The following is a 24,675-nucleotide window of genomic DNA, read 5'->3' as shown; positions in this document are numbered from 1 at the left end:
GCCGCTTCAAGTGCTCCGGCGCTGGTTCGACGAGGTCGCCCGCTACGGGCGGCTCAAATTCGGCGCCGCCGACGGCTCCCCCAAGCCGGGCCTGGACCCCGAGGACGTACTGCTGCGGCTCAGCGAGCGGATGTCGCGAATCGCCCCGGACCGCCACGGCGAGGAGCGGGCCGTCCGCATCCTCGCCCTGGTCGTCGACGGACTGCGCGACTGATCAGGCGCCGACGTACGCCGCGAGGTGCTCGCCCGTCAGGGTCGAGCGGGCGGCGATCAGGTCGGCCGGGGTGCCCTCGAAGACGATCCTGCCGCCGTCGTGGCCGGCACCCGGACCGAGGTCGATGATCCAGTCGGCGTGCGCCATGACCGCCTGATGGTGCTCGATCACGATCACGGACTTGCCGGAGTCCACCAACCGGTCGAGCAGACCGAGGAGTTGCTCCACATCGGCCAGGTGCAGACCCGTCGTCGGCTCGTCGAGGACGTAGACGCCGCCCTTGTCCGCCATGTGCGTGGCCAGCTTCAGCCGCTGGCGCTCACCGCCGGACAGAGTGGTCAGCGGCTGGCCGAGGGTGAGGTAACCGAGGCCGACGTCCGCGAGGCGTTCGAGGATCTTGTGCGCGGCCGGGGTGCGTGCCTCGCCCGCGGCGAAGAACTCCAGGGCCTGGGACACCGGCATCGCGAGCACCTCGGAGATGTCCCGGCCGCCGAGCCGGTACTCCAGCACCGCGGCGTCGAACCGCTTGCCCTCGCAGTCCTCGCAGGTGCTGGCGACCCCCGCCATCATCGCCAGGTCGGTGTAGATCACCCCCGCGCCGTTGCAGGTGGGGCACGCGCCCTCGGAATTCGCGCTGAACAGGGCGGGCTTGACGTCGTTGGCCTTGGCGAACGCCTTGCGGATCGGCTCCAGCAGACCGGTGTACGTCGCCGGGTTGCTGCGCCGCGAACCCCGGATCGGGCTCTGGTCGACCGAGATCACGCCGAGCTCCGCGGGGATCGACCCGTGCACGAGCGAGCTCTTGCCGGAGCCCGCGACGCCGGTGATCACGGTGAGCACGCCGAGCGGCACGTCCACGTCGACGTTGCGCAGGTTGTTCGCCGTGGCACCGCGGATCTCCAGGGCGCCGGTGGACTCGCGCACCGCGTCCTTGAGCTTGGACCGGTCGTCGAGGTGGCGGCCGGTCACGGTGTCGCTGCGGCGCAGCCCGTCGAGGGTGCCCTCGAAGCAGACGGTGCCGCCCGCGGTGCCCGCGCCGGGGCCGAGGTCGACGACGTGGTCGGCGATCTCGATGACCTCCGGCTTGTGCTCCACGACGAGCACCGTGTTGCCCTTGTCCCGCAGTCGCAGCAGCAGGTCGTTCATGCGCTGGATGTCGTGCGGGTGCAGACCCGCGGTCGGCTCGTCGAAGACGTACGTGACGTCGGTGAGCGAGGAGCCGAGGTGGCGGATCATCTTGACGCGCTGCGCCTCACCGCCGGACAGCGTGCCCGCGGGCCGGTCCAGCGAGAGATAGCCGAGGCCGATCTCGACGAACGAGTCGAGAGTCTGCCGCAGCGCACTCAGCAGCGGCGCCACCGACGGCTCCTTGAGCCCGCGCACCCAGTCGGCCAGGTCCCGGATCTCCATCCGGCAGGCGTCCGCGATGGAGATCTTCCCGATCTTCGAGGAGCGGGCGTGCTCGGCGAGCCGGGTGCCCTCGCACTCGGGGCAGACGGCGAAGGTGACCGCGCGCTCCACGAACGCCCGCACGTGCGGCTGCATCGCCTCCTTGTCCTTGGACAGCATCGACTTCTGGATGCGCGGGATCAGACCCTCGTAGGTCATGTTGATCCCGGCGATCTTCATCCGGGTCGGCTCGCGGTGCAGCAGGTCGTGCAGTTCCTTCTTGGTGAACTTGCTGATCGGCTTGTCCGGGTCGAAGAAGCCGGACTCCGCGTACAGCCGGGAGTTCCAGCCGCCGCCGGTGTAGCCGGGGATGGTGAAGGCGCCCTCGTTGATCGACTTGGTGTCGTCGTAGAGCTGGCTCAGATCGAGGTCGGAGACCGAGCCGCGGCCCTCGCAGCGCGGGCACATGCCGCCGACCTTGTTGAAGGTGACCTTCTGCTTGGCGCCGCCGCCCACCGAGATCGCACCGGCCGCGGAGACCGAGGGCACGTTGAAGGCGAACGCCCCGGGCGGGCCGACGTGGGGCTTGCCGAGGCGGCTGAAGAGGATCCGCAGCATCGCGTTGGCGTCGGTCGCGGTGCCGACGGTCGAGCGCGGGTCGCCGCCCATCCGCTGCTGGTCGACGCTGATCGCCGTGGTCAGCCCGTCGAGCACGTCGACCTCGGGCCGCGCCAGGTTCGCCATGAAGCCCTGGACGAAGGCCGGGTACGTCTCGTTGATCAGCCGCTGCGACTCCGCCGCGATGGTGTCGAACACCAGCGAGCTCTTGCCCGAGCCGGAGACTCCGGTGAACACCGTCAGCCGGCGCTTGGGGATCTCGATGCTGACGTCCTTGAGATTGTTCTCGCGCGCGCCGTGCACGCGGATCAGACCGTGACTGTCGGCGACGTGCGGGGACGTGCTCATGGTGTCTCCATCGGCTGCGGGGAAGAGGCTCGTGTGCAGGGTGCCGCACACGACCGCCACGCTAGCCGGGCCCCCGGGGCCGGCGCTTCTCGAATACTGATCGGAGGCGTCAGCTCCCGGCGAAGATCCCCGCCAGCCTCCGGTACGACTCCACGAGCGCCGCCCGGTCGTACGTGCTGGTCGTCACCAGCACCTCCTGCGCCCCCGTCTCCTTCAGCACGGTCTCCAGCTCGTGCGCGACCTGCTCCTCGGTGCCCGCGATGTGCCCGGCGAGCCCCGCCTCGTAGAAGCCGCGTTCCTTGTCGCTCAGGGCGAGGCCCTCGACGCGCTCGGCGGGCGGCAGCGGCGGGAAGGTGCCGTGGGTGCGGGAGTACGCCATCGACCAGGCCTCCGGTACCAGCAGCCGCCGGGCCTGCTCGGGCGTGGCGGCCACCGCGACCGTCCCCGAGACGACGACGTACGGCTCCCGGGCCCACTCGGAGGGCCGGAAGTGCTCGCGGTAGTGGTCGATGCCGCGCTGCATCTTCTCCCGGTCGCGGAGGTCGCCGATGACCATGGGCAGGCCCGCGCGGGCCGCGATGCCGGCGCCCTCGCCCATGGCGAGCACGAACGGCGGCACGGTCAGGCCCTCGGCGGGGCGGGCGTGCACCCCGGTCGGCGAGGTGCCCCGGAACCAGCCGAGCAGTTCGCCGAGCTGCCCGGCGAAGTCCTCGGCGTCTCCCTTGTCCCGGCCCAGCGCCCGGCGCACGCCGTCGGTGAAGCCCACGGACCGCCCGAGCCCCATGTCGATCCGCCCGGGAAAGAGGGACTCCAGCACCCCGAACTGCTCGGCGACCACCAGCGGCCGGTGATTGGGCAGCATCACGCCGCCCGTACCGACCCGAATGGCCCGCGTCGCCCCCGCGACGGCGGCGGCCAGCACGGTCGGCGCGGACCCGGCGACCCCGGGCACGCCGTGGTGCTCGGACACCCAGAACCGGTGATACCCGAGCCGCTCCACCTCCCGGGCCAGCCCGACGGTGTCCCGCAACGCCTCGGCGTTCGTGTGCCCTTCGCGGGTGCGGGAACGGTCGAGCACGGAGAAGCGGGTCCGGCTGATCAGGGAGCTCATGCAGGGTTCAACGCTCAGGAGCTCCCAGGATTCCTCGCTCGGACCTGTGGCCGCATCAGCGGCGGCTGCGCACCCGGGCGTCCCGCGGTGGCCGGACGAACTGCAGCTCCAGTGCCACCGGCGGCTGCGCCAGGCCCGGTCCGCCCGCCGCCGCCCAGCCGATCAGCTCGTCCGTGCAGTCGTCGTCCATGGCGAAACCGACCCAGGTGGCCCTGCCGCCGGCCCGGCGGCCCGCGGCCGAGGGCTGTACGACGACGACGTTGGCCTGATCGCAGGGGCCGAGGCAGTCGGTCGTACGGACCAGGAAGCCGTGCTCGGCCGCTGCGGCGCGCAGCCGTTCCAGCTGCCAGGCGTGGTCGGTTCCGGGGTGCTTGCGCGGGTCGCCGCAGCAGCAGCCCCGGCACACGACGAGCGTGCAGGGGCGCTGCCCGGCCGCACCGATCAGGGACCGGCGGGGGGAGGGGAAGGCGGATGGCATGGGAGAAGCATGATCGATACACCGCACGGCCCGCGCCACCGGGTCCGTCGGACCGCAGCCGCGCTCGCCGCTGCCGCCGTCCGCGGTGGTGGTGGCTGTCTAGGGTGGGTGTGTGACCGATCGCAGCGCTCGCCCCGTCGCCGTCTTCGACCTGGACAACACCCTTGCCGACACCAGTCATCGGCAGCGGTTCCTGGAGCGCAGGCCGCGGGACTGGGACGGGTTCTTCGCCGCCGCGCCCGCCGACCCGCCGATCCCGGAGGGCGTCGAGCTGGTGCTGGCGAACGCCGAGGAGTGCGAGATCGTCTATCTGACCGGGCGGCCCGAGCGCTGCCGGCGCGACACCCTCGACTGGCTCACCGCGCAGGGGCTGCCCGAAGGGCGGGTCCACATGCGGCGCAACGACGACCGCAGACCCGCCCGCCGCACCAAGCTGGAGATCCTGAGCCGCCTCGCCCGTACCCGGGAGATCCGGGTGCTCGTGGACGACGACGAGCTGGTCTGCGAGGACGCCGAACGGGCCGGGTTCACGGTCGTACGGGCACGGTGGACCGCCCCGTCGGCCGCGCTGGAGGCGGCGCAGGAGGGGGAGGGGCGGACCTGAACCGCGGGGCGGCGGCGGTCAGTCCGACTCGTCCAGCCGGAAACCCACCTTCAGGCCGACCTGCCAGTGCGCGATGCGCCCCTCCTCGATCTGCCCCCTGACCTGGGTCACCTCGAACCAGTCCAGATTGCGCAGGGTCTGCGAGGCGCGGCTGATGCCGTTACGGATCGCCTCGTCGACACCTTCGGGCGAGGTACCGACGATCTCGGTGACCCGGTAGGTGTGGTTCGACATGCGGGTGCTCCTCTCCGTACGTCCGTGATGACCGGAGCGTCACGTGTGTCACGCGTCACTCCACCGTGCCCCAAGCTGCGACGGAGCGCGAGACGTCGGTTCCGTGGGCCCGGCACCCCTTGACCCCCGGCATTGGTCCATACCAAAATCCAGCACACCCGTTCGAGCCCTGTGCTCGTCCCCCCATGTCGGGCCCCTCGCCCTGTCCGCCAGACAGAACAGGACCCAACGTGAGACGCCGCAGCCTCCTCGCCCTGGCCCCGCTCGGTCTCGTCGGCGCGTGCGGACTCGTACCGCACGGGTCCGACCGCCGCACCGTCACCATGTGGCTGATGAAGGACAGCGCCTCACCGGCCTTCCTGCGCCGGTTCACCGAGGCCTTCGAGCACGAGCACTCGAACCTGCGGCTGGACATCCGCATCCAGCAGTGGACCGGCATCGGCCAGAAGGTGCAGGCCGCGCTCGACGCCGACTCGGGACAGGGGCCCGACGTCATCGAGGTCGGCAACACCCAGGTCCCGCAGTACGTGGAGGGCGACCGGCTGCTCGACCTGACCCTGGAGTCCGCGCTGCGTTGGGGCCGCGACGACTGGCTGCCGGGCCTCGCCGAACCCGGACAGTCCCTGTCCCACCAGTACGGCATCCCCTGGTACGCCGCCAACCGCGTCGTCGTCTACCGCAAGGACCTCTTCGCCCGGGCCGGCGTGAAGACCCCGCCGCGCACCCGCGACGAGTGGCTCACCGTCACCGAGCGGCTCAACTCCGGCGGCAACCAGGGCATTTACCTCGCCGGGCAGGACTGGTACACCCTCGCGGGCTTCATCTGGGACGAGGGCGGCGACCTCGCGGACGACGGCGGCAACGGCGGTGGCTGGCGCGGCACGCTGGACACCCCGGCCGCCCTGCGCGGCATGGACCACTACCGGCGCCTGCACGCCCTCGGTGACGGCCCGGCCCGCGCGGACGAGGAACACCCGCCCCAGGCGGGCGTGTTCGCCAAGGGGCGGGTCGCGCAGATCGTGGCGGTACCCGGACTCGCCCGTACGGTCGTGCAGCAGAACCCGGACCTGGAAGGGAAGTTGGGCTTCTTCCCGGTACCGGGCAGGACCGCGGCGGCGCCCGGCGCGGTCTTCACCGGCGGCTCCGACCTCGTCGTACCGAACAACACCGGCGAACGGGAGGGCGCCGTCGCGGTGGTGGCCGCGCTCACCGGCGCCAAGTGGGACACCGAGCTCGCCCGGACCATGAACTACGTCCCGAACAAGAAGAAGCTCGCCGAGTCCGTCGCCGACGAGGAGGGGGTCGCGGCCATGGCGGCCGGGGCCGCGCGGGGCCGGGCTACTCCGAGCACGCCTCAGTGGGGCGCCGTCGAGGCCGACAACCCGATCAAGCCGTACATGACCAAGGTCCTGCTGGGGGCCGACCCGGCGACCGAGGCACGCCGTGCCTCAAAGCGGATCACGGAGATCCTGAACCGCCTGGACTGACGCGCCGGCCGCGCCCCTCCCAGACGAAGACGCAGGCCGCGACGAGCGCCGGCAAGCGGCCTCCCTCTCGGCGGCGCGCTCCGGACGGCCGTTGAACTCGCTGTTCATCAGCGGGCCTTCGAGGTCGCGGTGCCTCCGCAGAGGGTGGGGGGGCTTGAGGCCGGTGGTGACGACGCGGCCCGACCCCGGGGCCTCGACGGTGGAGGCGTTACCGCCCAAGGGCCTCCGCGCAGCGGCGCCCACCTGGTCGGACGAGACCCTCACACGGGGCGTTGCCGACGTCGGCGACATACGTGACCTCGGCTCCGGACACCCACCGGTGCGGCGTGCTCACACCTACGACCCCGATGCGCACGGCGCTCATGCCAGGCTCACCCAGCTGCCCTGCTCGGCCGACCGGACCATGGCGTCCAGGGCGGTCGCGCTGTGCACGGCGTCGGCGAGGGTCGCCCCGTGCGGGGAGTTCTCGGCGACGGACCGCAGGAAGTTGTGCGCCTCGATCACCTTGAGGTCGTCGTAGCCCATGGGATTGGCCGCGCCGGGCTGGAAGGCCGCGTACTCGCCCTGCCCGGGCCCGACGAAGACCGTGCTGACGGGCTGGTCCTGGTAGGCGGTGCCGCGGCTGACGGCGATCTCGCCCATCCGGCGGAAGTCCCAGAAGACCGCGCCCTTGGTGCCGTGCACCTCGAAGCCGTAGTTGTTCTGCTCGCCGACCGAGACCCGGCAGGCCTCCAGGACACCGCGGGCGCCGGAGGCGAAGCGGAGCAGGCAGTTGACGTAGTCCTCGTTCTCCACCGGGCCCAACTCGCCGCCCGCGGCCCGCGTGTGGCCCGCGGTCGCGCCGGTGGGCCGGGCCCGCTCCGGGATGAACACGGCCGTGTCGGCGGCCAGCGAGGCGATGTCGCCGAGCAGGAAGCGGGCCAGGTCCACGCCGTGCGAGGCCAGGTCGCCCAGCACCCCGCTGCCGCCGCGCTCACGCTCGTAACGCCAGGTCAGTGCGGACTCCGGGTGCGCCGCGTAATCGCTGAACAGCCGGATGCGGACGTGCGTGACGGTGCCGATCCCGCCGGAGGCGATCAGCTCGCGGGCGTACGAAACCGCTGGAGCGTTGCGGTAGTTGAAGCCGACCGTGCCCTGGACGCCCGACTTGGTGACCGCGTCGGCGACCGCGCGGGCGTCCTGTGCGGTCAGGCCGACCGGCTTCTCGATCCAGATGTGCTTGCCGGCCTCGGCCATCGCGACGCCGATCTCCCGGTGCAGGAAGTTCGGCGCGGTGATGCTGACCGCCCGCACCCGCGGATCGGCCGCCACCTCCCGCCAGTCACGCACCCCGGAGGCGAAGCCGTACTGCGCCACGGCCTCCTCGGGACGGCCTGGCACCTCGTCGGCCACGGAGACCAGCTCCGGACGGACGGACAGCTGCGGGAAATGGTGCAGGACACGGGCGTACGCCTGGGTGTGCACCCGTCCCATCCAGCCGAATCCCACGACGGCGACGCCGAGCGTACTCACGATGACTGCCCTTCATTGGACCGGTCCAGAATCTTGAAGCCACACGATGGAGCGCATAGCTCCACGTGTCAAGGTCTTTACAAGGCCGCAAGGACTATGGAACGGTCCAAGGATGAAGCCGCCCACGATCCGCGACGTCGCCGAGCGCGCCGGTGTCTCGAAGTCGCTGGTCTCGCTGGTGCTGCGCGGCTCGGAGCAGGTCCGGCCCGAGAAACGGCAGGCCGTCCTCACGGCCGTCGAGGAGCTCGGCTACCGGCCCAACGCCGCCGCCCGCAGCCTCAGCGAGCGCCGCACCCGCACCGTGGGCGTGCTCCTCAACGACATGCGCAACCCCTGGTTCGTGGACCTCCTCGACGGACTCCACGCCCGCCTGTACGACAGCGGGCTGCACGTGCTGCTCGCCGACGGCCACCTCAACCGGCGCCTCGGCGAGGACCTCACCCACACCTTCACCGAGCTGCGCGTCGACGGCCTGGTCGCCGTCGGCACCCTGCAGGACCCCGGCGTGCTGCGCACCGCGGCCGCCCGTGTCCCCACCGTCGTCGCGGGCACCCGGGAACCCGACCTGCCCGCGGTCGACATCGTCGCGGGCGACGACGGACTCGGCGCCCGCCTGGCCACCGAACACCTCATCGCCCTCGGCCACCGGCGCATCGCCCACATCGCGGGCCGGGGCGCCATCGGCGAGCTGCGCCGCCGCAGCTTCGAGACCACGATGCGGGAGCACGGCCTGGCCGGATCGGCCGTGGTGGAACAGGGCGACCTCACGGAGGAGGGCGGCTACCGGGCCACCGTCCGCCTCCTGAACCGCCCCCAGCGCCCGACCGCCGTCTTCGCCGTCAACGACGTGACCTGCGTCGGCGCCCTGTCGGCGGCCGAGGAGACCGGACTGGTCGTGCCCCGGGACCTGTCCCTGGTCGGCTACGACAACACGTACCTCTCCCAGCTGCGCCACCTGTGGCTCACCACCGTGGACAACGCCGGCCACGACGTCGGCCGACGCGCCGCCCAGCACCTCCTCGACCGGATCGCGGACCCGGGCCGCCCGGCCCGGGTCGACCTCGCGGCCCCGTCCCTCGAGGTGCGCGGCAGCACGGCACCGCCGCCCGGCCTCAGCCCACCGCCCTCTTGACCAGCGCGGCGACCAGCGCCTCGTCCTCGGCAGTCAACTCCCGTACCGCGAACGCGGTCGGCCACACGGAGCCCTCGTCGAGCCGCGCCTCGTCGTTGAAGCCGAGCGTGGCGTACCGCGCCTTGAACTTCTGCGCGGCCTGGAAGAAGCAGACGACCTTGCCGTTCCTGGCGTACGCGGGCATCCCATACCAGAGCTTCGGCGACAGTTCCGGCGCGCTCTCCCTGACGATCGCGTGGATCCGCTCGGCGAGCACCCGGTCCGCGTCCGTCATCTCGGCGATCTTCGCGAGCACCTCGGCCTCGGGATCGGCCTTGCCCGCCCGCGACCCACGCCGCGCGGCCGCCTTCAGCTCCTGCGCGCGCTCCTTCATGGCGCCGCGCTCCTCGTCCGTGAATCCGTCGTACGACTTCTCGGTCGCGGAGGTGGTCTCGGCGGGCGTCTGCGTGCGCTTCATGGGGTGCCTCCTGGGCCGGTCCGGATGGGGACGATCCCATGCTAGGAACCGGCAACGGGCGGAGGCTTCTCGAAAACTGACCGTCATTCGCGCGGGGGCACGACGGCGGGGTGGGTGTCCGTCCGGTCCACCCGCCCCGCCGTATGGAGAGGTCAGCGCGCCACGCTCAGCGCGCCACGCTCAGCGACAGCGCGAAGCGGCCCTCCTGGTCCGTCCACCAGTGCGCGAGATCCAGTCCCGCCGCGGCCAGCTCGGCCCGCACGCCCTCCTTGCGGAACTTCGCCGACACCTCGGTGCGCAGCTCCTCGCCCTCGGCGAAGTCGACGGCGAGGTCCAGCGCGGGGATCTTCACCGTCTGTGCGGTGCGGGAGCGCAGCCGCATCTCGATCCACTCGTTCGCGGCGTCCCACAGGGCGACATGGTCGAAGGCGCCGGGATCGAAGTCGGCGTGCAGCTCGCGGTTGACGACGGTGAGCACGTTCTTGTTGAACGCCGCCGTCACCCCGGCCGCGTCGTCGTACGCCTCGACGAGCACCTTCTCGTCCTTCACCAGGTCGGTGCCGAGCAGCAGCGCGTCACCGGGGGACAGGAGTGAGCGGACGGCGGCGAAGAAGGCGGCGCGTTCGGCCGGCAGCAGGTTGCCGATCGTGCCGCCGAGGAAGGCGAGCAGCCGGGGGCCCGGCGTGTCCGGCAGGGTGAGGCCCGCCGTGAAGTCGGCGATCAGGGCGTGCACCTGGAGCCCGGGACGCTCCGCGACGAGCGCCTGTCCGGCCTGCGTGAGCGCGCTCTCGCTGACGTCGACGGGCACGTACGTGTGCAGCCCGGTCAGCGCGTCGAGCAGGTACCGCGTCTTCTCCGAGGATCCGGAGCCGAGCTCGACCAGGGTGCGGGCGTGCGTCGCCGCGGCGATCTCGCCGGAGCGGGCGATGAGGATCTCCCGCTCGGCGCGGGTGGGGTAGTACTCGGGCAGTTCGGTGATCTGCTCGAACAGCTCGCTGCCGTGGGCGTCGTAGAACCATTTCGGCGGCAGCGTCTTGGGGGTGCCCGTGAGGCCGTGGTGGACGTCGGCGCGCAGCGCCGCGTCCGTGGCGTCCTCGGGCAGGGTGCGGGTGAGAAGGAACGGACTCACGTACGGGGCTCCTTCGGCAGTGCGGTGGCCAAGGTGTCGCTCGGCTCTTTCAGAGGCGTCAGCAGTACGTCGGTGCGGCTCGCCGCGAGGAGGGTGCGGTCGGGGACCTCCTGCCAGTGCGGGTCGTCGTCGTAGGGCTCGGAGGCCACGACGGTGCCGCGGCCGGGTCGGTGGAGGTACCAGAGGGTGTCGCCCCAGGTGGTGGCGGTGATGCTCTCGCCGTTGGTGAGCAGCAGGTTCAGCCGGGAGCCGGGGGCCGCCTCGGCGACCTCCAGCACCGTGTCGGCCAGCGCCTGCCCTTCCTCGTCACCGCCCCGCAGCCGCGCCAGGACCAGCGCCCACACCAGCGCGGAGTCGTTTCGCGCCTCCAGTGAGAGCACATCCGCCGCGGGCAGGCTCGGCACGAGCGGGGACAGCGAACGCGGCCACCCCTTGACCGCACCGTTGTGGCTGAACAGCCACGGCCCGCTCGCATAGGGCGCCGCCGCGGCCTCGGCGTCGGCACCCGACAGGGTCGCGTCGCGTACGGCGGCCAGCAGCGCCCCGGTGCGGATCACCCGCGCCAGGTCGGCGAAGGACAGGTCCGCCCAGATGGGCCCGGCCCGGCGGTAGCGGGCCGGCACCGGGTCGCCCTCGGCGTACCAACCCACCCCGAAACCATCGGCGTTGACCGTCCCGTACCGCTGTCGCCGGGGTTCCCACGACTGCCGGTACAGGCTGTGCGCGGGCTCCACGAGGAGTCTGCCGAGCGGCTCCTCGGGTCCCAGATAGGCCAGGTGACGGCACATCAGACGGCCCCCGCGGACCGGGCGGTGCGGAACCCTGAGAAGATCTGCCGCCGGATCGGGTAGTCCCAGTTGCGGAACGTCCCCCGGCAGGCCACCGGGTCCACGGCGAACGAACCGCCGCGCAGCACCTTGTACTCCGGCCCGAAGAACACCTCCGAGTACTCCTTGTAGGGGAAGGCCTGGAAGCCCGGGTAGGGCGTGAGGTCGCTGGCGGTCCACTCCCACACGTCGCCGATCAACTGCCGTACGCCGAGCGGCGATTCACCGGCCGGGTAGCTGCCCGCCGGGGCCGGGCGCAGATGGCGCTGGCCGAGGTTGGCGTGCTCCGGCGCCGGGTCGGCGTCGCCCCACGGGTAGCGCATCGAACGGCCGGTCGCCGGGTCGTGCCGGGCGGCCTTCTCCCACTCGGCCTCGGTGGGCAGCCGCCGGCCGGCCCAGCGGGCGTAGGCGTCGGCCTCGTACCAGCTCACGTGCAGCACGGGCTCGTCGGCCGGCACCACCTCGGTGACGCCGAAGCGGCGCCGCAGCCACTGCTTGCCGTCGCGCTTCCAGAACAGCGGTGCGTGGATGGAGTGTTCGCGGATGTGCGCCCAGCCGGCCGCGGTCCACCAGCGCTCGTTGTCGTAGCCGCCGTCCTCGATGAACGCCTGGTAGGCGCCGTTGGTGACCGGTGTCGTGTCGATGTGGAAGGGGGCCACCTCGCGCCGGTGCGCCGGGCGTTCGTTGTCCAGCGCCCACGGCTCGGTGGAGGTGCCCATGGTGAACGGGCCGCCGGGGACGAGGACTTCGGACGGGCCGGTGAACAGCGGGACCGGCTCCGGATCCGGGGCGGTCAGGGCCTGCGGGCCCTTCCGCAGCTGATGGGTGATCAGCATCGTTTCGTCGTGCTGCTGTTCGTGCTGAGCGATCATCCCGAAGGCGAAGCCCGCCTCCGTCAGCCGCGTCCCGTGGAAGTCGGCGCTCTCCAGCACGTCCATCACCCGGCCGCGCACCTCGGCCGCGTAAGCGCGGGCCTCGCCGGGCGGCAGCAGCGGCAGCGACGGGCGTTCGGAACGCGGGTGCTCGAAGGCGTCGTACAGGCCGTCGATCTCGGGGCGCATCGCGTCCCGGCCGGCGACGGCCCGCAGCAGCCACAGCTCCTCCTGGTTGCCGATGTGGGCGAGGTCCCAGACCAGCGGGGACATCAGCGGCGAGTGCTGGGCGGTGAGGTCGGGGTCCTCGACGCAGCTGGTCAGCAGCGTGGTGCGGGCACGGGCGGTGGTGAGGGTGGTCAGGGCCCGCTCCCGGAGCGCTTCGGCGTCGATGGCGGGGTCGGTCATGTGCGGGTGTCCTTCCCATGGGCGCGGTCGTCCGTGCCGCGCAGTCGGTCCAGCAGGTCGTCGGCGGGGGTGCGGCCCTGGACGACATAGCGGTCCAGGTACGCCGTCACGGCGTCGGTGACGGAGGTGGTCGCGCCGAGCCGGGGCAGCGCGTCCAGTGCCGCCTCGAAGCAGGCGACGGCCGCCTCCTGCAGCTCCGGATCGGCGAGGGCGTGCCGGGCGGCGTCGGTCCACAGCGGGTTGTGCGGGGCCGGCAGCCCGACGGAGCGCTCGGCCAGCGGCTTCACGGTCCGGTAGGCGGTCTCGGCGGCCTCCGCGTCCTCGAACAGCGCCGCCGTCACGGCCAGCGGCACGATCCACCCGTCGTCGCCGGGCTGTGCGTCGATCATCCGCAGTTCGAGGAAACCGCGCGGTCTGACCGGCGGGAACAGTGTCGTGATGTGGTAGTCGAGGTCCTCCCGGGTCGGCGGCCGCGGCGCCCCCGACCTGGTCCACTCCCGGAAGGTCAGGCCCTCGGGCACGTCCCAGGGTCCGCCCTCCTGGCGTACGCACATCACCGGGGCGTCCAGGACGTGCCGGGCCCAGGCCGTGCGCGGGTCGCCGTCGAGCTCGGGCGCGCCCGCCCGGCCCGCGCCGATCTCCATCCATGTCAGCTGCCGGGTGGAGCGCCAGCCCGTGGGCTCGTGCCCGGCCAGCGGGGAGTTGGCGAAGGCGGCCACCAGGACCGCCCCCAGCTGGTGCGCCAGCCACCAGCGCCGCCCGTGGCCGAGCGGGCCGGGCTCCTCGTACCCGGCGTCCAGGCAGACCTGGACGGAGGCCGAGGTGCACATCATGCGGCGACCGGCCGGTCCGGTCCGGTCGAGGCAGGTCTCCATGGCGTCGTAGCGCGGTTCGTGCAGGAACCGGCGGGGCTGGTGCCAGGGGTCGTGGCCGATGCCGACGAGGCCGAGACCGTGCTCGGCGAGCGCCGTGCGGACGGCGTCGAGGTCGGCGGAGACGGTACCGATGCACTCCATCAGGGAGGTGGCGGGCGGCGAGCTCAGCTCCAGCTGGCCGCCGGGCTCAACGGTGAGCGCCGACCTCAGGGGCACGGTGCGCAGTGCGGCGTAGGCCGCTGCGAGTCGTTCGGGTGTCACGGGGAGCTGCGGCATCCGCAGCTCGTGGACGAGCCATTCGACTTCGACCCCGAGGCCGCGAGGCGGGCCGGTCTTGAAGCAGATGCCCCTGACCAGCGCCTCCACCTCGGCTTCGGTCAGGGCGGTGCGAGGCTCCGTACAGTCGCTGCAGTCGGTGGCGGAATCGGACATGTCGGGATCCCTTTCTGAGGTTCCACCATGCCGCCGACCCGGCCCGTCAGGTGCCCGGACGGCGGCACTCGTCCCACCCAAAACCCTGATGTCGATTCGCACAAGGGTGCGTACCGGCACGTTCCGGCTCGGTAATCTCCTCGTTCCCGACGTTTCCTGCGGCTTTCCCAGCTGTTCGCGGACGCGGAAAAAACTCCGTTGCACCGCATGTCCAGCATCGCCCACGATGCCTGCATGAGCACGACGGGGGAGCGCGCAGGGCGTGCGAGCGTGGCGCACACGGGGGTGGCGCCATGAGCGCGCGCCTGCGCGGCATCGCGCGCGAGACGGAGCAGATCGTCGCGGCGGGGACGTATCGCTCCTCCGACGGCCGTGAGGTGTCCATCGGTACGGCGGTGGAGGCGGCGCGAGCCGGTACGCGCATGTACGGCCCGGAGCCCGTGCCCGTCCCCGAGGTCGTTCCCGTCGACACGTTCTTCGAGGTCACGGGCGAGAGCAGCCTGGAGGCCGCCCGCCGGCTCGGCGGCGAGGTCGCCGTTCTGAACTTCGCCTCGGCCCGCAACCCCGGCGGCGGTTTCCTCAACGGCGCCCAGGCCCAGGAAGAGGCCCTGTGCCGCGCCTCCGCGCTGTACACCTGCCTGCTGCGGGCCCCGGAGTTCTACGACCACCACCGCTCCCACCGCGACGCCTTCTACACGGACCGCGTCATCCACTCGCCGTCCGTCCCCGTCTTCCGCGACGACCGCGGCCGTCTGCTGGACGAGCCGTACACGGCGGGCTTCCTGACGGCCGCGGCACCGAACGCGGGAGTTGTACGCCGTACGACCCCGGAGCGGGCCGCGGACCTCCCGGGAGCCCTTGCCGTCCGCGCCGAGCGGGTGCTGGAGACGGCCGCGGCGAACGGCTACCGGAGACTGGTGCTGGGCGCCTGGGGCTGCGGGGTGTTCCAGAACGAGCCGGCGCAGGTGGCCGACGCCTTCCGCGCGCTGCTCCTCGCCGACGGCCGCTTCGCCCGCACCTTCGAGCACGTGGCGTTCGGGATTCTGGACCGTACGCCGGGCAGCACGACCCGAGCCGCCTTCGTACGGGCGTTCCCGGAGCGCCAGTTGCAGCCCTAGCGTTCCGGCAGAGACCGCTCCAGGAAGCTCCGGATGATCCCCGCGACTGCGTCGAGGTGGCTCTCCAGCAGGAAGTGCCCGCCGTTGAGGAGGCAGATCTCGGCGTCGGGGGAGTCCTCGGCGAAGGCGAGCGCGCCCGGGGCCTGGAAGATCTCGTCGTTGCGGCCCCACACCGCGAGCAGGGGCACACGGCTGTCGCGCAGATAGGCGTGCAGCTTCGGGTAGAGCGGCAGGTTGCCGGCGTAGTCGGCGAACAGCTGCAACTGCACCAGGTCGTTGCCGGGTCGGGACAGCAGGGCGAAGTCGTGCTCCCAGGTGTCGGGGCTGACCAGGCTCTCGTCGGGCACCCCGTGCAGGTACTGCCACTTGGTGACCTCCAGGGTCAGCGCCTCGCGCATCGACGCCTCGGTCTCGGGGGTCCGGGCCTGCCAGTACGCGCGTATCGGCGTCCAGAACTTCTCCGCGAACCCCGCCTCGTAGCCGTTGCCGTTCTGGCTGACGATCGCCGTGACCGCGTCCGGGTCCGCCAGCGCGAGCCGCCAGCCGACGGGCGCGCCGTAGTCCTGCACGTACAGGGCGTACCTGTCCACCCCGATCTGTGCCAGCAGGTCCCTGGTCAGGTCGGCCAGGGCGTCGAAGGTGTAGTCGAACTCGTCGACGGACGGCGCGTCGGACAGGCCGAAGCCCAGGTGGTCGGGGGCGATCACGTGGTAGCGGTCGGCGAGCAGCGGGATGAGGTTGCGGAACATGAACGAGCTGGTGGGGAAGCCGTGCAGCAGCACGATGGCGGGAGCGTCGACGGGGCCCGCCTCCCGGTAGAACAGCCGCCGGCCGCGAACGGTCGCGTAACGGTGGTGGATGGTCGCCATGCCCGACTCCCTGTCTAACCGTTGATCTTGCATTCAGTGGTTACGAGTGGAGTCAAGCACCCCCGGGCTAACCAGTCAAGGGGAATTAGAGAGTTAGGCGGGCAAGGCGAGTCCCCCGCAGACGGGGGATGGCTGCGGGGGACTCACCCAGGAAGATGGCGAAGGGACGGGTCGGGTTCCCGTCCCGCGCGTTGTTCAGTTCCAGCCGTAGCGCTCGTGCAGCCGGTGCCGGACCAGGTTGAACCGGCCCCGGTCCAGGGCGCACGCCTCGCGGCGCATCCCGGCCTCGTGCAGGCGCAGTACCCGGTCCACGTCGACCCAGGAGTCGCGCCCCGACCTGTCCCACGGTCCGCTGCCGATCGCCACCCACTCGCGGTCGCCGTCGTGCCGCTTGCTGGACAGCTGCACCGCGAGCAGCGTGCCGGCCGGCTCCCGGGCGACGACCAGGACCGGCCGGTCCTTGCCGCGGCCGTCGTTCTCCTCGAAGGGGACCCAGGTCCACACGATCTCGCCGGGGTCGGGGTCGCCGTCGTGTGCGGGCGCGTACTCGGTGCGCACCGTGCCGACCTCGCGCGGATCGGCCTCGGTGGTGGCGGTGGGCCCGAAGCGGCCCGGAACGTTCTCTTCGGTAGACGCAGTCACGCACGCACCTTAGAGGACAGGTCAGTTGCCGGATTCCCGGGCCTGTTCGCCCAGGCGCTCGACCAGGGCCTGGGCCTTGTCCACGCCGGTGTCGATCTGGTCGCCGTACTTGCCGTCCGTCTTCTCGTCGATCAGGTCGCCCGCCTTCTCCAGCCCGTCACCGATGGCCTCGCCATGGGCCTCGGCGACGTCCTCGGCCTTGTCCTTGAGGTTCTTCAGGGACTCGAACATCGGGGTGTCCTCCTCCGGTTGCGCCCGTGACCGTGCACATGGCGATGCTCCTGGCGCGGAAAGCGAGCGGACAAGAGGGCGCTCGAAGCACCGGGGGCACGAAAGCGGGGGCACGAAAAGACGGGACCACGGGCCCAACCCCCTTACGCCGCCGGGGAATCCGTCACGGCCCGCCCCGGCGGCCACGCCTCGTGCCAGCGCAGTTCCGCCTCCAGTTGCGCGGCGAGCGAGATCAGCAGCGGCTCGCTGCCGGCCGGACCGAGCAGCTGCGCACCGACCGGCAGCCCGCCGCCCACGAACCCGGCGGGCACGTTGACACCGGGCCAGCCCAGCACGTTCCACGGCCAGGCGTAGGGGCACGCGGCGATCATCGCCCGGTCGGTCGCGAAGCCGCTCAGCGGCAGCATCGCCCCGATGCGCGGTGGGGGAGCGGCCGTGGTGGGCGCGAGGACCACGTCGTACGACTCGAAGAATCCGCCGATACGACGGTGCAGCACCGCCTCCGCCCGCCGTGCCGCCCGCAGGGGTGCCCCGCCCAGGAGCCGGCCCAGCCGGGCGGCGTCGCGGGTGCGGCGGTCGAGGAGCGCGGGGAAGGGGGCGTCGCCGACGCGCTCGGCGAGGCCGACGGTGGCGCGGGGGATGAAGGTGAGCCCGATCTGGCCGTAGGGCGGGTCGGCCTCCTCGACCGCGTGCCCCAACCCGCTGATCGTCTCGGCGAGTTGAAGGACCTGGCGGCGCACCTCCGGCTGGAGGCGGGCGGGCAGGGCGGTGAACGGCGGCTTGAGGGAGAGCGCGATGCGCAGCCGCCCTGGCTCGCGGCCGACGGCCCCGGAGGCGTCGATGGCCGGCGGCCGGTGCGGGTCCCGCTCGTGGTTGCCGGCGGCCGCGTCGAGGAGCAGGGCGGCGTCGGCGACCGTGCGGGCGAGGGTGCCGTTGACGGTGATGCCCTGGAAGGACTCGCCGCGCGGCCAGGTCGAGATGCGGCCGCGCTGCGGCTTGATGCCGATGAGGTGCGTCCAGGAGGCGGGGATGCGCACGGACCCGGCGCCGTCCGAGCCGAGCGCGGCGGGCACGAGTCCGGCGGCCACGGCGGCGGCTGAACCTCCCGAGGAACCGCCCGGCGTGTGCTCGGGGTTCCAGGGGTTGCGGGTCGCGCCGAACGCCGGTCCCTCCGTGAACGGCCACTGCCCGAACTCGCAGGTGTTGGTCTTCCCGACGATCACGGCCCCGGCCGCGCGCAGCCGCCGTACCGCCTCCCCGTCCTCGGCGACGGCCGGCCACTCGCCTTCGCAGCCGAAGGCCGTCGGCTCGCCCGCGACGTCCATGTCGTCCTTGACGGCGACGGGCACCCCCAGCAGCGGCTTGCGCACTCCGGCGGCCAACTCCTTGTCCGCGGCCTCCGCTTCGGCGAGCGCGGCCTCGGTGCGAACGATCCGGAAGGCGTTGAGGGAGGGCTGGGTCGCCTCGATCCGCGCGAGAGTCCGCTCGACGAGCGCCCGGGAGGTGCAGGCGCCGTCGGCCAGCGCACGCGCGGTCTCCAGCAAGCCTGCGGAACGGTCTGGCGTCATGCGGCACACCTCCGGGACGACACTGTCTACCGAACGGTAACGTCCGAAAGCGCTTCGCCGGAACGCCTTGCGGGGACCGGCAGTTGGACGTGCGCGCCACAGCGTGCACACAGGGCTCGGCGAGTCGTGTGCGAAGCATTGACGTCCCAGAAACCTCACCCTTACCTTCTGATCGACTTTCCGAACCTTGTTCGGCATGTCGGACATTGGAGTGATGTTTTCGTACCAGGGAGAGCCGCCGTGACCACACGTCCCCCCAGCCTGTCCCGCCGTACCCTGCTGCGAGCGATGGCCGCCCTGCCCGCCTCGGCCGTGCTGCTGGGCGAACTGCCCGGCGGCGCCTTCGCCGCCGCACCGGCGAGCGGCTCCGCCACCCGGTACACGATCGTGCCGTTCCTCAACAGCGACGACGGCACGGTCAACGTCTACCAGTCCGACGACGCCACCGACTTCCGCCTCGTGCAGTCCTCCGCGTACACCCCGCCGAGCAACCGCATCCGCGACGCGAGCGTCTTCAAGCACACGGACGGCTACTACTACATCACCTACACCACGCACACCTGGCAGGACGTCAGCACGACCATCGGCTTCGCCCGCAGCCCGGACCGCGTCAACTGGACCTTCCTGTACGACTACACGGTCCCGATCACGAACCTGTCCCGGGCGTGGGCGCCGGAGTGGTTCGTCGACAGCGACGGCAGCGTCAACATCATCGTGTCCTGCTCGCTCACCAGCGACGAGTGGATCTTCACGCCGTATCTGCTCACCGCGACCAACTCCGCGCTCACGGCGTGGACTTCACCGGTCGCGCTGTCCGGCATCGGCTCGAACCACATCGACACCTACATCGTGCGGACCGGCTCGACCTACCACGCGTTCACCAAGAACGAGACGGCGAAGTACATCGAGTACGGCACGGCGTCCAGCCTCGCCGGCCCGTACACGATCTCCAGGACCGGCGACTGGGCCGGCTGGGGCAGCTACCGCGAGGGCCCGTCCGTGATCCAGCTCGACAACGGCGGCTGGCGGATCTTCTTCGACGGCTACGGCGACGGCAACTACTACTACAGCGACAGCTACGACACCTTCGCCACCTGGAGCACCCCGAAGGCCCTGCCCGCCATCTCCGGCACGGCCCGCCACTTCACGGTCATCAAGGAGACCGTGTCGGGCGGCCCGAGCCTCGCGAAGAACGTCACGCGCTCCTTCCGGTCGGCCAACTACACCACCCGCTACTGGCAGGAGCAGTCCTCGCTCCTCAACCTCCCCGTGGTGACGAGCTCCAGCACCAGTGCGGAGAAGTCGGCGTCCACCTTCACCGTGGTGGCGGGCCTCGCCGACTCGAACGGCTTCTCCTTCCGTGACGCCTCCGGCAACTACCTGCGCCACTACAACTACCGGGCCCGCTTCGACGCCGACGACGGGACGTCGACCTTCGCCAAGGACGCGACGTTCATCGCCCGCACGGGCTCCTCGTCCGGCTCGATCCGCTGGGAGTCGTACAACTATCCCGGCTACTACCTGCGCCACTACAACTACCAGCTGGTCCTCAACCTGACGGACGGGACGGATCTGTTCCGGCAGGACGGCTCGTTCGTACCGGTGACTGCCTGGAGCTGACCCAGGCGGTGGTCATCCAGGCGGTGGCGAGCAGAGCGGCGGTGGCGAGGACGGCGAGCAGCTGGGACGTGTGCGTGCCGGCGCCGTCCGCCGCCCGGGCCACCGGGTTGGCCAGCCCGAGGCGGTCCAGCAGCCAGCCGAGGGCCGCGCAGGCGGTCAGCGCCGCGCAGGCACTGCGCACCACGGAGTGCCTGCGCAGCCGGCTGAGGAGGATCAGGCTCGGCAGGGCGAGAAGGACCAGAAGCAGTTGCACGCATTCGATGCCGAGATTGAATCCCGCGAGGCTGAGGGCCAACTGCGGGGTGGAAAGGTTCATTTCGGCGAGAGTGAGCGAAAAGGCCAGTCCGTGCCCGAGGCCGAAAACACCGGCGACGACGGCCTCGTGACCGGGGAAAAGCGGACGCATGGCATGAACGGCCCCGACAAGAATGCTCAGGGCGATGAAAACCTCGACCGGCTGGGCCGGAATGTCGAGACGGCCGAAAGCGCTCACGGCGAGCGCGGCGGAATGCCCGAGGGTGAATGCGAGCGTGGTCCTGGCGATGCGGCGGACGGCGACCGAACCGGTCACGAGCCCGCTCCAGCGCCTCCCGGCCGCTTGCAGGGGCGCGGGCAGCAGCAGGATGAGCAGGAACAGCAGGTGGTCGGTGCCTTCGAGGATGTGGTGGGCACCGAGCCGGAACATCGCGTAGGTCCCGCTCCAGAAGCTTCCGCTCTCCAGGTTCACCGTGAGCGGGGCGATGGTCATCGTGCGCGGGTCGATGCGGATGACGCCGACCTGGGTCGCGGAGTCGGCCACCTTCCCCGCGGCCCAGTCCTGGCGCACGGAGACCAGGACGGTGTGGGTGACGACCTGGTGGACGACGGCGTCGTAGTCGAGGAGGAAGCGGCGCGGGTCCCCGCCGGCGGGCGGCGTGAGCGTGGCCCGCACGGTCAGTTCGCGATAGGTGCCGGTGGAGGTCTGCGACGTCCGGCCCAGCGCCATGGCTCCGAACGCCACGGACCAGGCCTTGCCCTGACGGGTCGTGAGGTGGACGTGGGCGGCCAGGTAGCGGCGGATCGCGGGGGTCCGCTCCGACAGTTCCTCGGCCGTGGTCGAGTCGTCCAGGGTGATGCCGGAGGCCCGGGAGAAGTCACCGGCCGGCAGTTCCAGTTCGGCGGAGACCGACGTCTCGTGCACATCGAGCAGCAGCACCGAGTGGGGCATGGGATGCGCGGCGGCGGGCGGCGCTGCCAGAAGCAGCGCCGCCGTCACCGTCAGCACGATCCCGGCCAGCGTGCGCAGCGCACGCGAGGGGGAGATCGGCAGGCGGTTCATCAGAACGAGAACTCTCCCCCGTAGTCGGTGTTGTGGTCCCGGTAGACGGTGTGGTAGTGGATCTTGCTCGTGTAGACCACGCCGTCCTGGCAGACGAACTCGATCCAGACGCCGGGTCCGTCGATGCGGACGTAGTCACCCTGGGTGTCGAAGTCGGTCCCGCCGGAGTACGCGATGTAGGTCTCGTCGAGCTCCGACTCATAGGTGCTCAGCACCGACTCGGCGGTCGTGTCGTCCGCCACCTCCACCCACGGGGTGATGGCTGCCAGCACCAACTTCTGCTGTGCGGACGTGAGTTCGCTGACCGCGAGGCCCTCCTTGGTGGTCGGGAAGTCGCCGTCGTCACCCGGGCCGAGCAGCACGTCGCTGAACGACTCCGAGAGCTTCGCCTCCGACAACTCGCTGGTGCTCAGGCTGCTCAGCATGGACTGCATGGCGTCGCTCTGCGCGGCCAACGGCTCGTACGAGGTGCCGTCCTCCGTCCAGCTGGTCGGCTCCACCCCGACGAAGTACGGCGTGGTGCCCTCGACCTCGCCGTCCTTGTAGGTGAGGTTGAGCGCGAGGTGATGGCCGCCGAAGTGCAGCTGCCAGGTGCCGCTGGTGCTCGGGGTGCCGAGGAACGCCAGGTAGTAGTTGCCGCTGCCGTAGCCGCTGGCGGTCTCGCCGAGGTAGTCGTCGGCCGCCAGGATCTGCGTGATCTGGTCGTACCCGGTACCGCTGCCGGTGCCGGTGGCCGCCTCGATCACGGCCTTGGCCGCGGTCAGCTGGGTGTCGCTGAGCGTGCTGAACTCGATGCCGACGCGGCAGGTCGAACCGCACGGCAGGTTGGACCAGGCGGTGGCGTTCGCCTCGGTGAAGTCGAGGAGCACCTCGGACTGCTGGTCGTCGTCCAGGGTGTCCAGGAAGGCGTTGGCCGCGTCGACGACGTCCGAGACGGAAGAGGACGCCGCCGTGGTGGTCGCCGCCTCGCTCGAATCACTTGAATCGCTCGAATTGCTCGAAGTGGTCGCCGCGTTGGCATTGACGTACACCGCCCCGAAAAGAAGGGCAGTACCTGCTGCGAAGGCCACACCGGCCCGCTTCCACCGATTCCGTAACCGGCGATGAGTATTGTTTTCCGGCACCTTGAAGGTCCCTTCTTCGGGTAGGCTGAGAATGATTTCGCGCAACCAGAACAAACGGGGCTTTTGTGGGGCCCTGCACCGTTGTCTGGGCGAGATAAATTCGACCAGCCGGCCCTGTGGACCGAATCGAACAACCCACAGATTTCGCTGTGTGATGCTGTGTCAGCTGCCCGTGGATTTCAGGCTGTCGTCCCGGGCAGGCGTCCGCAGAGCCAGGAGAGCGACGTCGTCGTCGTTCGTGGTCGGGCGGACGCGCTGCAGAAGCAGGTCGGTGAACGAGGACAGAGGACGGTGGACGAGGGCGGCGGCATGGCGGCGCAACCGGTTCAGACCCGTGTCGAGGCTGTGGCCGGGCGCTTCGATGAGGCCGTCGGTGTACAGCACCAGGGTGGCGCCGGGCGGCACGGCGGCCGTCGCGTCGGGACGCGGGGCGGTGGCGCCGACGCCCAGAAGGATGCCGTGGCCGTCGGTGAGGTACTGGGCCAGGCCGTCGTGGGTGATCAGCAGCGGCGGCGGATGGCCCGCGTTGGTCCACGACAGCCGCCAGTCCCCGGTGTCGGTCTCCTCGAGCCTGCCGAAGACCATGGTGGCCATGGTGACGTCGGTGATGTGCTGGACCGCCTGGTCGAGCCGCTCGACGATCCGGCTGGGCGGCTCCTGCTGGGACCAGGCGTAGGCGCGCAGCATGTTGCGCACCTGGGCCATACCGGCCGCGGCCTCCAGGTCGTGGCCGACGACGTCGCCGATGGCCAGGGCGGTGGAGCCGTCGGACAGCCGGAAGGCGTCGTACCAGTCCCCGCCGACCTGTGACGCGTCGGGCGCGGGCAGGTAGCGGGCGGTCATCTGCAGATCCGGTGCGCCGGGCATCTGCGGCAGCAGATGGTTCTGCATGGTCTCGGCGACCTTGCGCTGGCGCTGGTAGAGACGGGCGTTGTCGAGGGCGAGGCCGGCCCGGCGCGCGATGTCCTCGATCAGCGGGAGTTCGGCCGGGGTGAAGGGGACCGGGTTCTCGGCGCGGCCCAGGGTGAGGGCGCCCAGGACGGCGCGGGTGCTGCGGATGGGGGCGATGGCCGCGGAGTGCATGCCGGTGGCCTCGAACAGATGGCGTTGCTCGACGGCGATGCCGGAGTCCGGGGTGCGTCGGTAGGTCTGGGGCCCGGCCAGCGTGGAGGCCACGCCGCGCAGGGCCCGGGACAGCGGCATCGGGGACGCCTCGGGGACCGGCGGCATCGGCCCCTGGAGATCCTCGCGGCGCACCACGCTGTCGCCGTCGGCGTGCATCACGACCGAGCGCCACACCTCGTCGCGCTCCGTGATCAGGTCGACGATCGCCCAGTCCGCGAGCCGGGGCACGACCAGGCCGACCAGCCGGCGCAGTGTCTCGTCGGCGTCGAGGGTGGAGGTGAGCCGGGTCGTGGTCTCGGCCAGCAGGGTCAGCCGTTCCAGCTCCGTGAGCGATGCGGTGGGCTCGGGCGGGGGAGCGGTGTCCGGCTCGTGCCGGGCGGTGTGGAAGACGACCAGGGTCCCGGTGTCGTCGGCGCCGAGGTCGTACGGGCTGACCAGCCAGGACACGCGCAGCAGCGAGCCGTCCGGGCGGGCGAAGTGCTCCCCCTCGCCCTGGGCCGCGTGCCCGGCGTGGAAGGCCTGCCGCATGCTGCACCGCGTCCTCGGCATCGGCCGGCCCTGCGGCCCGCGGTGCAGCAGGTCGTGGGCGTCGTGGCCGAGCAGCTGGTCGGCGGACCGGGCCAGGAGTTCCTCGGCGCGGCTGTTGACGGCGACGATGCAGCCCTCCGCGTCGACGACGTACGCCCCGGTGCCGATGGCCTCCAGGGCACGGCCGAGGTCGTCGGAGACCGTGGGCGCGGACCGCCTCCGGGTGGTCTCCGGGTTCTCCGGCACGACCATGTCCTCGCCTCGCCTCCTCCTTCGCCGATGGGGCCGCCCCGCCTGTACGGCCCGCGCGCAGGGACCGAGTTCCCTTTTTGCCGTCCGTTTACCCGGCGCGGCGCGGATCCGCCACCCGAAGAACGGCCATGCCGGGCGTGAACTCCCCGCCCG

The 24,675-nt window shown here is 71.5% G+C and carries 23 protein-coding genes; 6 read left to right on the top strand and 17 right to left on the bottom strand.

What is annotated here, in order from left to right:
* Nucleotides 1-10: 10 nt before the first annotated feature.
* On the top strand, nucleotides 11-214 hold the full coding sequence (locus MQP27_RS43665) for a hypothetical protein (RefSeq protein ID WP_242776159.1): 204 nt from the start codon (nucleotides 11-13) through the stop codon (nucleotides 212-214).
* Here MQP27_RS43665 and MQP27_RS43660 read toward each other — a convergent pair whose 3' ends face one another.
* The 3 genes from MQP27_RS43660 to MQP27_RS43650 all read right to left on the bottom strand — a co-directional run bounded on the left by MQP27_RS43660 (nucleotide 215) and on the right by MQP27_RS43650 (nucleotide 4,158).
* Nucleotides 215-2,569, bottom strand: a complete 2,355-nt coding sequence (locus MQP27_RS43660) for an ATP-binding cassette domain-containing protein (protein ID WP_242776156.1) — start codon at nucleotides 2,567-2,569, stop codon at nucleotides 215-217.
* Nucleotides 2,570-2,678: 109 nt separating this feature from the next.
* Complete coding sequence (locus MQP27_RS43655) at nucleotides 2,679-3,680, bottom strand: LLM class flavin-dependent oxidoreductase (protein ID WP_242776153.1); 1,002 nt, start codon at nucleotides 3,678-3,680, stop codon at nucleotides 2,679-2,681.
* Between the two features lie 55 nt (nucleotides 3,681-3,735).
* On the bottom strand, nucleotides 3,736-4,158 hold the full coding sequence (locus MQP27_RS43650; RefSeq protein WP_242776150.1) for a (2Fe-2S) ferredoxin domain-containing protein: 423 nt from the start codon (nucleotides 4,156-4,158) through the stop codon (nucleotides 3,736-3,738).
* A 112-nt stretch (nucleotides 4,159-4,270) separates the two neighbouring features.
* Here MQP27_RS43650 and MQP27_RS43645 point away from each other — a divergent pair, with 112 nt between their 5' ends.
* Nucleotides 4,271-4,762 (top strand): phosphatase domain-containing protein, encoded by a 492-nt coding sequence (locus MQP27_RS43645; protein WP_242776147.1) that lies wholly within the window; start codon nucleotides 4,271-4,273, stop codon nucleotides 4,760-4,762.
* An 18-nt stretch (nucleotides 4,763-4,780) separates the two neighbouring features.
* Here MQP27_RS43645 and MQP27_RS43640 read toward each other — a convergent pair whose 3' ends face one another.
* Nucleotides 4,781-4,996, bottom strand: a complete 216-nt coding sequence (locus MQP27_RS43640) for a dodecin (protein ID WP_242776144.1) — start codon at nucleotides 4,994-4,996, stop codon at nucleotides 4,781-4,783.
* Between the two features lie 230 nt (nucleotides 4,997-5,226).
* Here MQP27_RS43640 and MQP27_RS43635 point away from each other — a divergent pair, with 230 nt between their 5' ends.
* Nucleotides 5,227-6,483: an extracellular solute-binding protein gene (locus tag MQP27_RS43635; protein ID WP_242776141.1), complete on the top strand. Its 1,257-nt coding sequence runs from the start codon at nucleotides 5,227-5,229 to the stop codon at nucleotides 6,481-6,483.
* A gap of 360 nt (nucleotides 6,484-6,843) precedes the next feature.
* Here the strand turns inward: MQP27_RS43635 and MQP27_RS43630 are convergent, their stop codons facing one another.
* Nucleotides 6,844-7,998: a Gfo/Idh/MocA family protein gene (locus MQP27_RS43630; RefSeq protein WP_242776489.1), complete on the bottom strand. Its 1,155-nt coding sequence runs from the start codon at nucleotides 7,996-7,998 to the stop codon at nucleotides 6,844-6,846.
* A gap of 109 nt (nucleotides 7,999-8,107) precedes the next feature.
* Here MQP27_RS43630 and MQP27_RS43625 point away from each other — a divergent pair, with 109 nt between their 5' ends.
* The gene (locus tag MQP27_RS43625) at nucleotides 8,108-9,127 is read left to right on the top strand and encodes a LacI family DNA-binding transcriptional regulator (RefSeq protein ID WP_242776139.1); all 1,020 of its coding nucleotides are present in this window, start codon (nucleotides 8,108-8,110) and stop codon (nucleotides 9,125-9,127) included.
* On the opposite strand, the gene MQP27_RS43620 is transcribed toward MQP27_RS43625, so the two are convergent.
* The 5 genes from MQP27_RS43620 to egtA all read right to left on the bottom strand — a co-directional run bounded on the left by MQP27_RS43620 (nucleotide 9,108) and on the right by egtA (nucleotide 14,127).
* Complete coding sequence (locus tag MQP27_RS43620) at nucleotides 9,108-9,584, bottom strand: iron chaperone (protein WP_242776136.1); 477 nt, start codon at nucleotides 9,582-9,584, stop codon at nucleotides 9,108-9,110. The genes MQP27_RS43625 and MQP27_RS43620 overlap by 20 nt on opposite strands.
* A gap of 166 nt (nucleotides 9,585-9,750) precedes the next feature.
* Entirely contained in the window at nucleotides 9,751-10,713 is a 963-nt protein-coding gene (gene egtD, locus MQP27_RS43615) for an L-histidine N(alpha)-methyltransferase (protein WP_242776133.1), read from the bottom strand.
* Nucleotides 10,710-11,501 carry an ergothioneine biosynthesis protein EgtC gene (egtC, locus tag MQP27_RS43610; protein WP_242776130.1) on the bottom strand — a complete coding sequence of 264 codons (792 nt, stop codon included), beginning with the start codon at nucleotides 11,499-11,501 and terminating at the stop codon, nucleotides 10,710-10,712. The genes egtD and egtC overlap by 4 nt, the downstream gene beginning before the upstream one ends.
* Nucleotides 11,501-12,820: an ergothioneine biosynthesis protein EgtB gene (gene egtB, locus MQP27_RS43605; RefSeq protein ID WP_242776128.1), complete on the bottom strand. Its 1,320-nt coding sequence runs from the start codon at nucleotides 12,818-12,820 to the stop codon at nucleotides 11,501-11,503. Before egtB ends, egtC begins: the two co-directional genes overlap by 1 nt.
* Entirely contained in the window at nucleotides 12,817-14,127 is a 1,311-nt protein-coding gene (gene egtA, locus MQP27_RS43600) for an ergothioneine biosynthesis glutamate--cysteine ligase EgtA (protein ID WP_242776125.1), read from the bottom strand. Before egtA ends, egtB begins: the two co-directional genes overlap by 4 nt.
* Before the next feature lie 293 nt (nucleotides 14,128-14,420).
* Here egtA and MQP27_RS43595 point away from each other — a divergent pair, with 293 nt between their 5' ends.
* A complete protein-coding gene (locus MQP27_RS43595) occupies nucleotides 14,421-15,245 on the top strand; it encodes a TIGR02452 family protein (protein ID WP_242776122.1) in 825 nt (274 codons plus the stop codon).
* Here the strand turns inward: MQP27_RS43595 and MQP27_RS43590 are convergent.
* The 4 genes from MQP27_RS43590 to MQP27_RS43575 all read right to left on the bottom strand — a co-directional run bounded on the left by MQP27_RS43590 (nucleotide 15,242) and on the right by MQP27_RS43575 (nucleotide 18,555).
* Entirely contained in the window at nucleotides 15,242-16,114 is an 873-nt protein-coding gene (locus MQP27_RS43590; protein WP_242776119.1) for an alpha/beta fold hydrolase, read from the bottom strand. The genes MQP27_RS43595 and MQP27_RS43590 overlap by 4 nt on opposite strands.
* A gap of 195 nt (nucleotides 16,115-16,309) precedes the next feature.
* On the bottom strand, nucleotides 16,310-16,756 hold the full coding sequence (locus tag MQP27_RS43585) for a type II toxin-antitoxin system PemK/MazF family toxin (protein ID WP_242776117.1): 447 nt from the start codon (nucleotides 16,754-16,756) through the stop codon (nucleotides 16,310-16,312).
* A 21-nt stretch (nucleotides 16,757-16,777) separates the two neighbouring features.
* Nucleotides 16,778-16,987, bottom strand: a complete 210-nt coding sequence (locus MQP27_RS43580) for an antitoxin (protein ID WP_242776114.1) — start codon at nucleotides 16,985-16,987, stop codon at nucleotides 16,778-16,780.
* A gap of 143 nt (nucleotides 16,988-17,130) precedes the next feature.
* Nucleotides 17,131-18,555 (bottom strand): amidase, encoded by a 1,425-nt coding sequence (locus MQP27_RS43575; RefSeq protein ID WP_242776111.1) that lies wholly within the window; start codon nucleotides 18,553-18,555, stop codon nucleotides 17,131-17,133.
* Nucleotides 18,556-18,795: 240 nt separating this feature from the next.
* Between MQP27_RS43575 and MQP27_RS43570 the strand changes: the two genes are divergently transcribed.
* Nucleotides 18,796-20,175: a glycoside hydrolase family 43 protein gene (locus MQP27_RS43570; RefSeq protein WP_242776108.1), complete on the top strand. Its 1,380-nt coding sequence runs from the start codon at nucleotides 18,796-18,798 to the stop codon at nucleotides 20,173-20,175.
* Here the strand turns inward: MQP27_RS43570 and MQP27_RS43565 are convergent.
* From MQP27_RS43565 to MQP27_RS43555, 3 genes are all read right to left on the bottom strand, one after another.
* The gene (locus tag MQP27_RS43565; RefSeq protein ID WP_242776105.1) at nucleotides 20,105-21,493 is read right to left on the bottom strand and encodes a HupE/UreJ family protein; all 1,389 of its coding nucleotides are present in this window, start codon (nucleotides 21,491-21,493) and stop codon (nucleotides 20,105-20,107) included. The genes MQP27_RS43570 and MQP27_RS43565 overlap by 71 nt on opposite strands.
* A complete protein-coding gene (locus MQP27_RS43560; RefSeq protein ID WP_242776102.1) occupies nucleotides 21,493-22,524 on the bottom strand; it encodes a DUF3500 domain-containing protein in 1,032 nt (343 codons plus the stop codon). Before MQP27_RS43560 ends, MQP27_RS43565 begins: the two co-directional genes overlap by 1 nt.
* 255 nt (nucleotides 22,525-22,779) lie before the next feature.
* The gene (locus MQP27_RS43555; RefSeq protein WP_242776099.1) at nucleotides 22,780-24,522 is read right to left on the bottom strand and encodes a SpoIIE family protein phosphatase; all 1,743 of its coding nucleotides are present in this window, start codon (nucleotides 24,520-24,522) and stop codon (nucleotides 22,780-22,782) included.
* Nucleotides 24,523-24,675: the final 153 nt, after the last annotated feature.

This window comes from Streptomyces cylindrosporus, assembly GCF_022698165.1.
Classification (GTDB): Bacteria; Actinomycetota; Actinomycetes; order Streptomycetales; family Streptomycetaceae; genus Streptomyces; species Streptomyces cylindrosporus.
Note: the sequence above shows the minus strand (reverse complement) of the source record. Positions and strands in the feature narration are given on the sequence as shown.

What these genes read in the sequence shown, in the direction of transcription:
- MQP27_RS43595 (WP_242776122.1), top strand. Translation starts at nt 14,421, where the DNA reads ATGAGCGCGCGCCTGCGCGGCATCGCGCGCGAGACGGAGCAGATCGTC.
- MQP27_RS43660 (WP_242776156.1), bottom strand. Translation starts at nt 2,569, where the DNA reads ATGAGCACGTCCCCGCACGTCGCCGACAGTCACGGTCTGATCCGCGTG.
- egtA (WP_242776125.1), bottom strand. Translation starts at nt 14,127, where the DNA reads ATGTCCGATTCCGCCACCGACTGCAGCGACTGTACGGAGCCTCGCACC.
- MQP27_RS43555 (WP_242776099.1), bottom strand. Translation starts at nt 24,522, where the DNA reads ATGGTCGTGCCGGAGAACCCGGAGACCACCCGGAGGCGGTCCGCGCCC.
- MQP27_RS43565 (WP_242776105.1), bottom strand. Translation starts at nt 21,493, where the DNA reads ATGAACCGCCTGCCGATCTCCCCCTCGCGTGCGCTGCGCACGCTGGCC.
- egtB (WP_242776128.1), bottom strand. Translation starts at nt 12,820, where the DNA reads ATGACCGACCCCGCCATCGACGCCGAAGCGCTCCGGGAGCGGGCCCTG.
- MQP27_RS43620 (WP_242776136.1), bottom strand. Translation starts at nt 9,584, where the DNA reads ATGAAGCGCACGCAGACGCCCGCCGAGACCACCTCCGCGACCGAGAAG.
- MQP27_RS43625 (WP_242776139.1), top strand. Translation starts at nt 8,108, where the DNA reads ATGAAGCCGCCCACGATCCGCGACGTCGCCGAGCGCGCCGGTGTCTCG.
- MQP27_RS43580 (WP_242776114.1), bottom strand. Translation starts at nt 16,987, where the DNA reads ATGTTCGAGTCCCTGAAGAACCTCAAGGACAAGGCCGAGGACGTCGCC.
- MQP27_RS43575 (WP_242776111.1), bottom strand. Translation starts at nt 18,555, where the DNA reads ATGACGCCAGACCGTTCCGCAGGCTTGCTGGAGACCGCGCGTGCGCTG.
- MQP27_RS43655 (WP_242776153.1), bottom strand. Translation starts at nt 3,680, where the DNA reads ATGAGCTCCCTGATCAGCCGGACCCGCTTCTCCGTGCTCGACCGTTCC.
- MQP27_RS43640 (WP_242776144.1), bottom strand. Translation starts at nt 4,996, where the DNA reads ATGTCGAACCACACCTACCGGGTCACCGAGATCGTCGGTACCTCGCCC.
- MQP27_RS43590 (WP_242776119.1), bottom strand. Translation starts at nt 16,114, where the DNA reads ATGGCGACCATCCACCACCGTTACGCGACCGTTCGCGGCCGGCGGCTG.
- egtC (WP_242776130.1), bottom strand. Translation starts at nt 11,501, where the DNA reads ATGTGCCGTCACCTGGCCTATCTGGGACCCGAGGAGCCGCTCGGCAGA.
- MQP27_RS43650 (WP_242776150.1), bottom strand. Translation starts at nt 4,158, where the DNA reads ATGCCATCCGCCTTCCCCTCCCCCCGCCGGTCCCTGATCGGTGCGGCC.